Source organism: Xanthomonas sp. LMG 8993 (assembly GCF_009835065.2).
Taxonomy (GTDB): Bacteria; Pseudomonadota; Gammaproteobacteria; order Xanthomonadales; family Xanthomonadaceae; genus Xanthomonas; species Xanthomonas arboricola.
In genome coordinates this window covers 543,734-555,092 of record NZ_QVIF02000003.1, presented here as the reverse complement: position 1 = coordinate 555,092, position 11,359 = coordinate 543,734, and the positions used below count along the sequence as shown (strand labels likewise).

Genomic DNA, 11,359 nt, shown 5'->3' with positions numbered 1-11,359 from the left:
AGGAGTGTGTGCGTGAGGAATCACAAACCATGGCGCCTGCTGCTTGCAGGCGTGCTGATGGCGGCAGGTGCATGCGTGGGACATGCGCAAACGGTATCGTCCCAGCGATTGCTGGAGGTGGTGGATATCGGCAGCCCCACGCTGTCGCCGGATGGCCGCAGCGTGGCCTTTCGCACCGAGCAGGCAGCGGTGCAGCGCAATACCTACGACAGCGTCTGGTACGTGCAGGGCCTGCAGGACGCTGCGCCCAGACGCATTGCCGATGGCGGCGTGCCCTTGCGCGATTCGGCAGGCGGGTCCTTGCCTGCAAAGGTGCTGTGGTCGCCGGATGGGCGCTGGCTGTACTACCGCGCGTTGATCGATGACGTGATTGCGGTGTGGCGCGCGGCGGCGGACGGTTCCGGCGCGCAAGCGGTGACCCACGATGCGGCCGACGTGCAGGAGTTTTCGCTGGACGCGGATGGGCGGGTGCTGCGTTACCGCGTCGGCGCCACGCGCGCGCAGGTCATGGCGGCCGAACAGGACGAGTATGCGCAAGGCATCCGGATCGACGAGACGGTACCGCTCGGGCAGGGCCTGTTCCGCTCGGGCAATGTGCAAGGACGCCTGGCGACGCAGCGCTTCGGCACGGTGTGGTTCGATCGTACCGGCTTGTCGGCGGATGTGCCGGAGCATTGGGTGGCGCTGGACCTGGCGACGGCAACCACGCGGCCACTCGCGGATGCGCCGGTGCCTGCGGAGGAATCGCCCATCAGTACGCACGGTGTCGACGGTGACGTGTGGCAGTCCGTGCCTGCGCCCGGTGGTGCGGTGGCGGTGTTGTCGCGTGTGGGTGATGGCAAGGGCCAGCTATTCCGTCCGCAGGTGGCGCTGTCAGTCCTGCCCGGTGCACACGCCCGCAAGGCCGTGCGCTGCACCGCGGCGGCCTGCGTGGACAAGGCAATCAGTGCAGTGCAGTGGCGCCCGGGGAATGCGGAGGTGCTCTTCACCATCACCGATCCTGCATTGGGCCTGGCGCAATCCATCCAGCGCTGGAATCCGGCCACCGGGCAGGTGCGGTTGGTGGTGCAGGGGCGCGGTTTGATCAATGGCGGGCGTGACCCGGCGGCACGCTGCGGTGCCTCGGCCGTTGCGCTGGTGTGCGTGACAGCCGAAGCCGATCGCCCGCCGCGTCTGGAACGTATCGGCCTGGACGATGGCACGCGGCAGGTGCTGTTCGATCCAAACGCGGAGCTTGCAGCGGACATGGCGCGTGCAACGCCTGCACGGCTGTTGCAGTGGAGCGATGCACGTGGGCGGCGATACAGCGGGCAGTTCTTCGCGGCACACGGTACCGGCGCGGGCAAGCCGCCGTTGTTCGTCACCTACTACAGCTGCCCTGGCTTCCTACGCGGTGGCGTGGGCGATGAGTGGCCGCTCGCCGCGTTGGCGCAGGTCGGCATCGCAGCGCTGTGCATCAATCAGCTGCCCGGCTACACCATGGATGCGGTGGAACGGCACGGCGAAGGGCTGGCGGCGGTGGAAAGCGCGGTGGCGTTGTTGTCGTCACAGGCCGGCATCGATCGCACGCGGGTGGGCATGGGCGGGCTGAGCTTCGGCGGTGCGGTGACCCTGTGGACGGCCACCGAGTCGAACCTGCTGGCCGCCGCTTCGGTGGCCAACCCGGTGGTGTCGCCGTCGTACTACCTGTTCGGCAGCATGAAGGGCGAGCCCTTCCTCAAGGGGCTGCGCGACATGTGGGGCCTGGGTGCACCGGAGCAGACACCCGAGCGGTGGAAGGTGTTGTCGCCAGCGTTCAAGCTGGAGCGGATTCGTGCGCCCATCCTGTTCCAGCATTCCGAGCAGGAGTATCTGTACGCGCTGGATTACCTGATTCCCCTGCTGCGTGCGCAACGCGCCGAGCTGTACGTGTTTGCGAACGAGCCGCACCAGAAGTTCCAGCCGCAGCACAAGTTGGCCGTGTATGCGCGCAACGTCGATTGGTTCCGCTTCTGGTTGCAGGACTACCAGGACCCTGCGCCGGAAAAGGCCGCGCAGTATGTGCGCTGGCGTGCAATCAAGGCGGCACTGCCGGCGCGTGGGGACTAGCGTGTGTGGCGCAGCTGACGCGTGGCACGTTGGCATGCGGGCGCCACGCACCTACACAGTGCAGGCAACCTCAGCGCTGATGACGGACCCAGTTCTCGACCGCACACAGGTCAAAGATGCGCATGACGCTGTGGTCGCCGTCGGCCACTGTGTGGTCGAAATGGTGGCGCAGGGCATCGGCGTCCAGCAGCCCCTGGCCTGCAAGCCGACCCTGCAGCAGATAATCGCGGATCTGCTGCCTGCCCCGACGATAGACCGCGCCGGAGTAGTTCATGAAGGTGCCTTTGCTGCGGCGATGCAGAATCTGCGCAGGCAGCACATCCGCAAACGCATCGCGTGCGACGGCGCGATTGCGGCCGCCAGCGATCCACATCCAGCTCGGCACTGTCAGGCAGGCCTCCACCACCGGTTGCGAGAGCAGCGGCATGCGCAGGTGCCAAGATGCACTGCGCGCCAGTCCATCACGGAACACCTGGGTGCCGGCCAGATCGACGATACGTTCGCGGTCGCCGGGCAGGCTGTCGGGTGGGGCATTGAACCAGGGATGCGATTGCAATGGAATCTCAGCCTGCGTGCCTGGCAGGAACGATCGCTCCGGCTTGCGTGGAGGTCCGGCCTTGGCGAGGAGTTTCTTGATCGTCAACCTGCCTGCTTTCCACAGCGTGCATTGGTGCAGTTCGGCAAGTGCATGGACTGCGCTGAAGCCGGCGCGCAGGCCGCCTGCACGGAAGGCGTCTGCGGCGGGCGCGGCGGTTCTGGTGTTGCAGAACACGGTGTCGCCACCGCCGCCGGAAAAGAAACTGGTGATGGCCAGCTGCGTGCCGATCGCTTCTTTCAGCGCATTGGAGGCATGCTGCAGAAACCAGGTGCTGGGCGCGACCGCATGTGCCGGCGGTGCGAAATCGACTGGTGCAGCGTCGAACCCCAGCGTGCGCACGATCAGCTCGGTGCCCAATAGATCGCTCATCTGCCGGGCATAGTGCCGCTCGTCGGCGCCAGGCACCGGCGTGACCAGATTGCAGCACGCCACGCGCGCGGTGGTGTCTTTCAGGCATGCGGCGAGGATGGAGGAGTCCAGGCCGCCAGAGAGTTCCAGCAGCACGGACGCATCGGTCCGCGCCCAACACGTGACGCTGGAGGCCACCGTCTGACGCAGCTGTGCCTGTGCGTCGAGTGGGTCGTGCCGGCGCCGAGAGGCTGCGACGAAATCCCAGGGGTTCCAGACTTGCTCGACACGGCTGTGGTTGGACTGTAGACACAGCTGGCTGCCCGGCAGCAATTCGCGTACGCCGACAAGCCCGGTGCGCTCGGTCTTGAGGTGCGGGTAGTGCAGATGATGGGCGATGGAGTCCCAGTCGATCTCACGCGTGTACACACCGGCATGCGTGGCGATCGAAATATCTGAAGTGATGAAGCCATGCTGTAGCGCGTAAACGCATGCCACGCCGCCGGAAGGCTCGCGCATCACGGTGATGGCGCTCGGGTCCGCGCGCGGTGCATGCAACAGCAGGTACTCGCCCCAGTGCGTCTCGATCACGTGCCGTGTCCGTTGTGCTGCGGACAACGCATGCAGCGATGCGCCGTCCAGCAAGGGGGCGTTGTCGCGCTGCGAAAAGACATGGCCGATCAGTGCGCCACCACCAGGCAGGTCGAGCACGGGCGTGTCGTCTGAGGCATACAGGTCGATGTGCCCAGCGCGTTGCCGTAGCTGTAACCCGATCTGGCGCAACGACGCATCGACGCCGGCGCGTTCGCCATCGCGGTGCACCTGCGCATGGTTGAACAAGGCGATGTAGCGGTACATCACACCACCCGGATGGGGGTATGCGCGTGGACGTTGCCGACCGTGTCGTTCAGGACCAGATCGCCTGTCTGTACCCAGCAATGGGCCGAAAACGGATCGAGTGCGACTCCGAAGACAAGCTGGGCGTCGAGCTGGCGCCTACGCAGGAATCTTGCCAATGCGACTGAATCGAGCAGGCAGCGCATCTCGACCGGCACCCACACGCGTGCTCGCTGGAAGGTGGACGCTGCATCGGTGAGCCGTTGCTCGAGTCCGGCGAGCGAGCGTTGCTGCATCCCCCGACGCTGTGCTCCAGCGGAGAGGCTGCCAAGTACCCTGCCAAGCGGGGTGCGCTTCAATGCCAGGCGTGTGGACAGCACAAGTGCCAGCACCTCGAGCTTTTCAAGCAGCTGTGGTCGTCGCGCCGGTACAGCCATTTCCATCGCGCTACGCAAAACAGGCATGACGGGAAGCTGCGGGCCGGCGGTCGCTTGCGACCGCTCCATCAGCAAGCCCCGTTCGACAAGGTCGTTGATCTCCAGGTCCGACACCGGGTCATGTGCCAGGTAGGCGAGCAGGGAGTGCTCCAGTGCCTCGGGCAGACGGAAATAGCGGTCGTTGCCGACATCCAGGAACACCAAGCGATCGCCAATGCGGCAGAACGCTAGGTCGTCGCGCAATGTGTAGCGGTGCATGGCGCTGTCCTTGAGAGGGAGAAGGGGCGCACCGTTGCAGTGCGCCCCGTGGCCTGGGAAGTTGCTCACCGGCATGTACAGCCGAGTGGCGACCGCCGCGCGTTGGCAGCGCCTAGTCCTGGCTGATGCCCAGCGTGGTGCTGCCACCCATTTCTTCGCCTGCCAGTGGCCCGCCCTGCGTGTCCAGGCTTGCGATCCCAAGCACGATGAGATCCTGACCAAACGTCGTGGTGTGCGCGTCGTTGTTGCTGGTATCCATGGTCTCTACTCCTGGTGGGAGAGGCGTGCACTCAGGCACGCCTCGGGTTCACTCTTCGGAAATGCCAGGCACGTTGAAGCCGCCGATTTCTTCGCCAGCGAGCGGGCCGCCTTTGGTGTCGGTGCTGGCAACGCCAAGCACCGTGATCTCGCTGGATGCATCGCTGTAGGTGGTGTCATTGATGTTCATCGCTGTCTCCTGGTTGTGTCATGGGGATCCATGACGCAGACACGTTAGGAAACAGGTGTATTGATTTTCAAATTATTAAGTCGTAACACCGTCATAATTAAATGCACTATGTGACCGTCGTCGAAGATGACCACAAACCTGGCCGGTGGCGTCGCATCGTACCTTCGCGCCGCATCAGGCACAGGTTGCCGGCAGCTCGCAAGCACAGCATGCAGATCCCGCGATGTGCTGCGCTGACGACACTCAGTCGCCGAAGCTGGAAGCCTGATTGATGCGCTCATTCATCGCCGCCACGATGCGAGGCACGGCCTGGATGCGGCGTACGTGATAGGCATGCAACGCTGTCTGCAACGCGGCAAGGTTGCGCTGCTGCCAGTGCAGCGTGAGCTCTGCCAGTTCTTCTTCGAGAGAGTCGAGCAGGCCATGTTTGGCACGTCGCACCGGTGCCAACCGGTCGTTGGTCTGCCTGACGGCATGATGCAGCGACCAATGCGCCGTGGCATGGGCGATGGCGTCGAAGAGCTTCCAGGTCTGCTTGACCACGTCCGCAGGCGCAGTGGTGGGCTCCAACTCGCCAGCGGCGTGCGGTGTCGGTGCAACGCCGATATCGCAGGCCATCCGCAGCAGGCGGTCCATCCAGTCGTAAAGATCCCGAAGTGCGACCTCGGTGAGCAGCGGCACCTGCAAGCCATAGCGTGCGTGATCGATGACCAGGCCTTCGCCGACCAGGCGATGCAACGCAAGGCGTACCGGCGTGGGGCTGACCTTGAACTCGGCAGCCAACGTTGTCGGATCGATGCGCTGACCGGGTCGATACCGGCCGGATTGCAGTGCGTGCCTGACCTGCGTATAGGCGATGGTAGTTTTGGAGTGGATCCCATGCATGGCGAACTCCTTGTCTGACCGCGACTCCTCCCCTGGCCGGATCGTACATGCAATGGCTGCGGCAGGAGTTGCTGCGGTAGTCCTTTTTAGTCCCAGGCCTGTCCCATCGTGCTGCCTACGAGGCAGGCTCGGAGCCAATACCCTGTCCCGACAGTAATAGTTTTGATAACGCACAAACTAGGTATTTAAAAAAAGGCCGCCTGGTATGCCAGGGCGGCCCTCGTGTGGAAGTTATCTGTTCCTGCCATTGCGTGGCACTCCCGTCGTGCCAGACGCTGTGCCTTGGTTAGCGGAACGACTCGCGCAGCCGCTTGCCTGCGTACTCCTGTGCGGCCTTCGCCTTGGCAACGACTGCGGCGCAACCGAAGAACTCGTGCGTCACGCCGGTGTAGACCTCACGCTCGACCGGTACGTTGGCGTCCTTCAGCGCATCTTCCAGCTTGGCGCCATCGCTGCGCAGCGGGTCGATGGTGGCGTTGATGATCGTCACCGGTGCCAGGCCGCGCAGGTTGGCGTTGACCAGGTCCAGACGCGTATCCGACTTGTCGGCGTCGCCGCGGATCAGGTGCCCCACGAACCATTCGATCATGGCCTTGTTCAGGGGCTTGGCGATGGCGTTTTCGATGTAGGACTCGGTGTGCAGACTGCCGGTCTGCCCGACCGGGTAGACCGCCAGGATATGCGTCGGTGCCGGCAGCCCCTTGTCGCGCGCGGCTACTGCCGTGGCGATGGCGAGGTTGCCGCCGGCGCTCTCGCCTGCAAGGGCGACGCGCTGCGGGTTGCCGCCGATGCTTGCCGCGTTTGCCAGCACCCATTCGTAGGCGGCGAGCGCGTCGTCCCAGGCGGCGGGGAACTTGTGCTCGGGTGCCTGGCGATAGTCGACCGAAACCACGATGGCGCCGGTCTCCTTGGCGAGCCCGCGCGCGCCGCCGTCATAGACCTCGGCATTGGCGATCACCCAGCCACCGCCGTGGAAATAGACGATGACCGGCAGTGCGGTGCCCCCCTGTGGGGTGTAGACGAAGGCCGGGAGATTGCCGGCGGGCGTTTCCAGCGTGTGGGAGGTGCGCTTGACGCCGGGCACCAGCGCCTCCGGGTCGGCGGACCTGCCCTGGTCGTGCAGGAGCTTCTTGACCGCATCGGCAATGGTCGGCTGCTGCCGGGCTTCGGCCGGCGTCAGCTTCTCGATGGCCTTGGGTTCGAGCGCATCGTGGGCCTGGGCCAGGTCGTGCATGTCGTCATCGGCACGGATGGCGCCGATGACGTTGGAGAGGGTGTCGATGATCGGGTTGGGCTTGCCGTGCTCTGTCATGTGGGCGTCTCGGTTGGTTGACCGTGACGCTAGCGGCGGTGCAGTCAATGGGGCGACAAGGGAGCTCGGCCGTTATGCACATGGCGGCAACATTTGCAGCAGGCGCCGGTGCAGGCACCTGCCGATTGAGAGCTCTTACCAATCCGTCGGCGCATAGTCCTTGAGGAACTGCCCCCACACATGCTCGCCGGTGTTGGCGCCGTGGATGATGGGGTCGACGATGCGCGCGGCGCCGTCGACGATGTCCAGGGGCGGATGGAAGCGTTCCTGCTGGACCTTGAGCGCGGCGATGTCCGCCGGATCCTCGTCGGTGACCCAGCCGGTGTCGACGCTGTTCATGTGGATGCCGTCGTTCTGGTAATCGGCCGCCGAGGTGCGCGTCATCATGTTCAACGCGGCCTTGGCCATGTTGGTATGCGGATGCCGGGTGGTCTTGAAGTTGCGGTAGAACTGCCCTTCCATCGCCGAGACGTTGACGATGTGCTTGTCGCGCTCGGGCGTGCGCAGCATCAGCGGCTTCAGCCGCGCGTTGATGATGAAGGGCGCGATGGCGTTGACCAGCTGGGTTTCCAGCAGTTCCACCGAGGGCACTTCGTCCATCAGCAGGCGCCAGGAGTTGCGCCCGCGCAAATCCACCTGCTGCAGGTCCTGATCCAGGCGTCCATCCGGGAACAGGTGCTGCTGGCCGACCAGTTCGTCGTCCAGCAACGCCACCTGCGACAGCTCGGCGGCGCGGGTGAGACCGTCGGCGCCGTCCAGGCCGCGGCCATGCACCGCCGGCAGCGCCATTGCCGAGGCATCGCGCAGCAGTTCGGGCGTGCGCAGGCCTTCGTAATGGCCGACCAGGTTGCGTACGGTTTCCGGCAACTCGTGCAGCGCGGCGGTCTCGCCGGCCATCATGTGCGCGTAGAACTGCGGCGGGCGGCGCACCGTCTGGCAGGCGTTGTTGATGATGAAGTCCAGCCGGTCGCGGGTGGCCAGCAGCTGGCTGCAGAACGCTTCTACGCTGGGGGTGTGGCGCAGATCCAGGCCGAACACCTGCAGGCGATGGCCCCATTCGCTGAAGTCCGGCTCCTGCGCATAGCGCGCAGCCGAATCGCGCGGAAACCGCGTGGTGACGATCAGTTCCGCGCCGGCGCGCAGCAGCTTCAAACCGGCCTGATAGCCGATCTTGACCCGTCCGCCGGTCAGCAGCGCCACGCGTCCGCGCAGGTCGGCGGTTTCGGTGCGCTTGAAGTAGTTCAGCTCGGCGCAGGCCGGGCACATCTGGTCGTAGAAATGATGCAGCTGGGTGAACTTCTGCTTGCAGACGTAGCAGTGGCGCAGTTCCGGCGAATGCGTGGGCTCCGGTGCGGCAGTGGCGTTCTGGCCGTTGTGCGCGTCGTGCAGGCCGGCGGCATGCGGCGGGAAGAAGTTGGGCGTGCTGAACACCGGTTTGCGCCGCAGCGCGCGGATGCCGCGCTGCTCGAGCAGCGCTTCGGCCTTGCGCACCTTCTCCTGGTGCCGCTCGCGCTCGCGCTGCTTGAGCAGCTGCCGCCGCGCCTTGGGCTCGGGGTGATAGACCCTGGCCACCACCTGGTGCAGCCGCACGCGGTCGGCCTCGGGCAGCGTGTCGAGCACGCTGCGGTCGGCCTCGATGGCCTCCAGCAGGTCCAGCGCCGCGCGCAGGCGGTCGGTCAGGGGCAGGTCGTCGGCGGGCGGGGGTGGGACGTTGGTGTTCAAGATGGATCCGGAAAAGAGCGACAGAAGGCGGAGCGCATGCAGCGGGCGGCGCGGTGGACGCGATGGATGGCGGCCAGCGGCCACGCTGGCCTGGACCGCTGCCGCCGCAGGCCGGAGCGTCCGGACCGCAGCTATTTTCGCCGATCCTTGGGTGCGCGCGCCAATGACAGGGCTGGATGGGCTGCGGCAGTGCGGGCGTCGCTGCCGGGGATGCATCCAATCGCCGCGCAGGGCGTGCGCCAGGTTCAGCTCTCAGCACGCGGCTGGAAGGCCTGCGTGCACGCGCTTGCATGCAGCGACGTGTTGCCGCCCGTCATGCGGGAGGCCGGGGTGCGATCGCATCCCGGATTGGATAATCTTTCCCCATACCGGAGGGGCCTCACGCCCGTCCATTCAAGGGGACATTGATGAAGAATTCCATGCTGGCTTTCGGGCTGGCCGGCTTGCTCTGTGCGTGTACGGTGGTCTCGCCTGATCCGGGACAACAGGCCGTGCTGGTGGATAAACCGCTGTTCTTTGGCAAGGGGGGCATCCGCCTGGACGATGTGCGTGATCCCGGGCGCACGTACACTTGGTTGACCACCTCTGCGTCGTATGTGGATGTCACCCCGCAAACCGTGCAGGTGGCCTTCGACGATTTCTCCTCCAGCGACAATATCCTGTTGGACTTCTCGACCCAGATCCAGTACCGGATCACCGCCCCGGCCTTGCTGCTGTCCGGGTTTGGGCAGGACTGGTTCAAGAACAATGTCGCCAGCCAGTACGCGTCCATCGTGCGCGATCAGGTCAAGCGCTACGACATGACCAAGATGATGAGCGACCCGGATACCGCCAGGAAGATCGACGATTCGGTCACCCAGAACGTCAGTGCGCTGGTCAAGCAACAAGGCTTGCCGATCCAGATCCAGAACATCACGCTCGGACGCGCGCGCCCCAATCCGGACGTGTTGCAGCAGATGAACCTCACCGCTGCGCAGCAACAGCGTGTCAAGACGCTGGTCGAGGCGACGACCGCAGAGCGGCAACGCGAGCAGGAACAGGTCGCCAAGGCCGATGCCGACAATGCATACCGCAACCGCATGGGCCTGACGCCCGAGCAGTACCTGGCCAGCCAGATCGCCGAGCTCAATGCCGATGCCTGCAAGAAGGCGCAGGCCTGCTACATGGTGCCTTCCGGCACGTCGGTGATTGCCAGGTAGCGTGCGCTGCCGGCCGACGGCAACGCGGCGCTCCTGTTGCCTTGCAGCGGTGGGTCTTCGGTCTGCAAACGCTGCTGGCTGCTCGCGTCCGCTCACGCCACCACGGTCGCTCACGCACTCTCCAGACCGGCTGGGCTAGGGTTGCGGCCTATTGTGGTAGCGGAGAAGGCAGCATGGGCCTGTTGGTCGATGGCAAGTGGCAGGACAGTTGGTACGACACCGACAAGAGCGGTGGGCGTTTCGAGCGCTCGCAGTCGCAGTTCCGCAATTGGGTGACGCGCGATGGCAGCCCCGGCCCGCATGGGGACGGTGGCTTTCAGGCCGCTCCCGGGCGCTATCACCTGTACGTGTCGCTGGCCTGCCCGTGGGCGCATCGCACGCTGATCTTCCGGCGCCTGAAAGGTCTGGAGTCGATGGTCGACGTGTCGGTGGTGCACTGGCTGATGGGCAAGCAGGGCTGGACGTTTGCGCCAGGGCCGGGCGTGGTGGGCGATGCGCTCCACCAGGCGCAGCATCTGTACGAGGTCTATCTGAAGGCGGATCCGCAGTATTCCGGGCGCGTGACCGTGCCGGTGTTGTGGGATCGCGAGCGCAACACGGTGGTCAGCAACGAGTCGGCCGACATCATCCGCATGTTCAATAGCGCCTTCGACGCGGTCGGCGCTGCGCCCGGCGATTTCTATCCGGCGCCGCTGCGCGAGCAGATCGATGCGATCAATGCGCGTGTGTACGACACCGTCAACAATGGCGTGTACAAGGCAGGCTTTGCCACCACGCAGGCTGCGTACGAAGAGGCGGTGGTGCCGCTATTCGAGAGCCTGGATTGGCTCGATGCGCGCCTGGGCCAGCAGCGCTACCTGTGCGGCGACCGGCTCACCGAAGCGGACTGGCGCCTGTTCACCACGCTGGTGCGTTTCGACGCGGTGTATGTCGGCCATTTCAAATGCAACCTGCGGCGCATTGCCGATTATCCGCAGTTGTCCGGCTACCTGCGTGAGCTGTATCAGATGCCGGGTATCGCAGACACGGTGAATTTCCAGCACATCAAGCATCATTACTACCAGAGTCACGACATGATCAATCCCACCGGCATCGTGCCGCTGGGGCCGGTGCTGGATCTGCAGGCGCCGCACGGGCGTGGCGGCTGATGCAGCTGTTCGCCGAATGCTGCCGGATATCCACGTGCTGCCCTAAGCTGTGCGCCTTCGATACGAACAGGAGTGATGC

Annotated in this window: 10 protein-coding genes; 3 read left to right on the top strand and 7 right to left on the bottom strand. The window is 65.1% G+C overall.

Annotated elements, in window-relative coordinates; genetic code table 11:
• The first annotated feature begins 12 nt into the window (after positions 1 to 12).
• On the top strand, positions 13 to 2,088 hold the full coding sequence (locus DYQ94_RS08700) for an Atxe2 family lasso peptide isopeptidase (RefSeq protein ID WP_252374683.1): 2,076 nt from the start codon (positions 13 to 15) through the stop codon (positions 2,086 to 2,088).
• A gap of 70 nt (positions 2,089 to 2,158) precedes the next feature.
• Here DYQ94_RS08700 and DYQ94_RS08695 read toward each other — a convergent pair whose 3' ends face one another.
• The 7 genes from DYQ94_RS08695 to DYQ94_RS08665 all read right to left on the bottom strand — a co-directional run bounded on the left by DYQ94_RS08695 (position 2,159) and on the right by DYQ94_RS08665 (position 8,933).
• Positions 2,159 to 3,892, bottom strand: coding sequence for a lasso peptide isopeptide bond-forming cyclase (locus tag DYQ94_RS08695; protein ID WP_126965211.1), 1,734 nt, complete (start codon positions 3,890 to 3,892; stop codon positions 2,159 to 2,161).
• Positions 3,892 to 4,566 (bottom strand): lasso peptide biosynthesis B2 protein, encoded by a 675-nt coding sequence (locus tag DYQ94_RS08690; protein ID WP_126965210.1) that lies wholly within the window; start codon positions 4,564 to 4,566, stop codon positions 3,892 to 3,894. The genes DYQ94_RS08695 and DYQ94_RS08690 overlap by 1 nt, the downstream gene beginning before the upstream one ends.
• 112 nt (positions 4,567 to 4,678) lie before the next feature.
• On the bottom strand, positions 4,679 to 4,825 hold the full coding sequence (locus DYQ94_RS08685) for a benenodin family lasso peptide (RefSeq protein WP_016903880.1): 147 nt from the start codon (positions 4,823 to 4,825) through the stop codon (positions 4,679 to 4,681).
• Between the two features lie 48 nt (positions 4,826 to 4,873).
• Positions 4,874 to 5,014 (bottom strand): lasso peptide xanthomonin 1, encoded by a 141-nt coding sequence (locus DYQ94_RS08680; RefSeq protein ID WP_104538648.1) that lies wholly within the window; start codon positions 5,012 to 5,014, stop codon positions 4,874 to 4,876.
• Between the two features lie 243 nt (positions 5,015 to 5,257).
• Entirely contained in the window at positions 5,258 to 5,899 is a 642-nt protein-coding gene (locus DYQ94_RS08675) for a GntR family transcriptional regulator (protein ID WP_184428950.1), read from the bottom strand.
• Positions 5,900 to 6,185: 286 nt separating this feature from the next.
• Positions 6,186 to 7,211 carry an alpha/beta hydrolase gene (locus DYQ94_RS08670; protein WP_126965209.1) on the bottom strand — a complete coding sequence of 342 codons (1,026 nt, stop codon included), beginning with the start codon at positions 7,209 to 7,211 and terminating at the stop codon, positions 6,186 to 6,188.
• 135 nt (positions 7,212 to 7,346) lie between these two features.
• Complete coding sequence (locus DYQ94_RS08665; protein ID WP_126965208.1) at positions 7,347 to 8,933, bottom strand: SDR family NAD(P)-dependent oxidoreductase; 1,587 nt, start codon at positions 8,931 to 8,933, stop codon at positions 7,347 to 7,349.
• 419 nt (positions 8,934 to 9,352) lie between these two features.
• On the opposite strand from DYQ94_RS08665, the gene DYQ94_RS08660 reads away from it, so the two are divergent.
• Positions 9,353 to 10,132, top strand: a complete 780-nt coding sequence (locus DYQ94_RS08660; RefSeq protein ID WP_046345603.1) for an SPFH domain-containing protein — start codon at positions 9,353 to 9,355, stop codon at positions 10,130 to 10,132.
• A 173-nt stretch (positions 10,133 to 10,305) separates the two neighbouring features.
• Complete coding sequence (locus tag DYQ94_RS08655; RefSeq protein ID WP_126965207.1) at positions 10,306 to 11,280, top strand: glutathione S-transferase family protein; 975 nt, start codon at positions 10,306 to 10,308, stop codon at positions 11,278 to 11,280.
• Positions 11,281 to 11,359 lie beyond the last annotated feature (79 nt).

Excerpts from the sequence above, each read along its gene's own strand:
- DYQ94_RS08655 (WP_126965207.1), top strand. The coding sequence starts at position 10,306 with ATGGGCCTGTTGGTCGATGGCAAGTGGCAGGACAGTTGGTACGACACC.
- DYQ94_RS08695 (WP_126965211.1), bottom strand. The coding sequence starts at position 3,892 with ATGTACCGCTACATCGCCTTGTTCAACCATGCGCAGGTGCACCGCGAT.
- DYQ94_RS08670 (WP_126965209.1), bottom strand. The coding sequence starts at position 7,211 with ATGACAGAGCACGGCAAGCCCAACCCGATCATCGACACCCTCTCCAAC.
- DYQ94_RS08690 (WP_126965210.1), bottom strand. The coding sequence starts at position 4,566 with ATGCACCGCTACACATTGCGCGACGACCTAGCGTTCTGCCGCATTGGC.
- DYQ94_RS08680 (WP_104538648.1), bottom strand. The coding sequence starts at position 5,014 with ATGAACATCAATGACACCACCTACAGCGATGCATCCAGCGAGATCACG.
- DYQ94_RS08675 (WP_184428950.1), bottom strand. The coding sequence starts at position 5,899 with ATGCATGGGATCCACTCCAAAACTACCATCGCCTATACGCAGGTCAGG.
- DYQ94_RS08660 (WP_046345603.1), top strand. The coding sequence starts at position 9,353 with ATGCTGGCTTTCGGGCTGGCCGGCTTGCTCTGTGCGTGTACGGTGGTC.
- DYQ94_RS08685 (WP_016903880.1), bottom strand. The coding sequence starts at position 4,825 with ATGGATACCAGCAACAACGACGCGCACACCACGACGTTTGGTCAGGAT.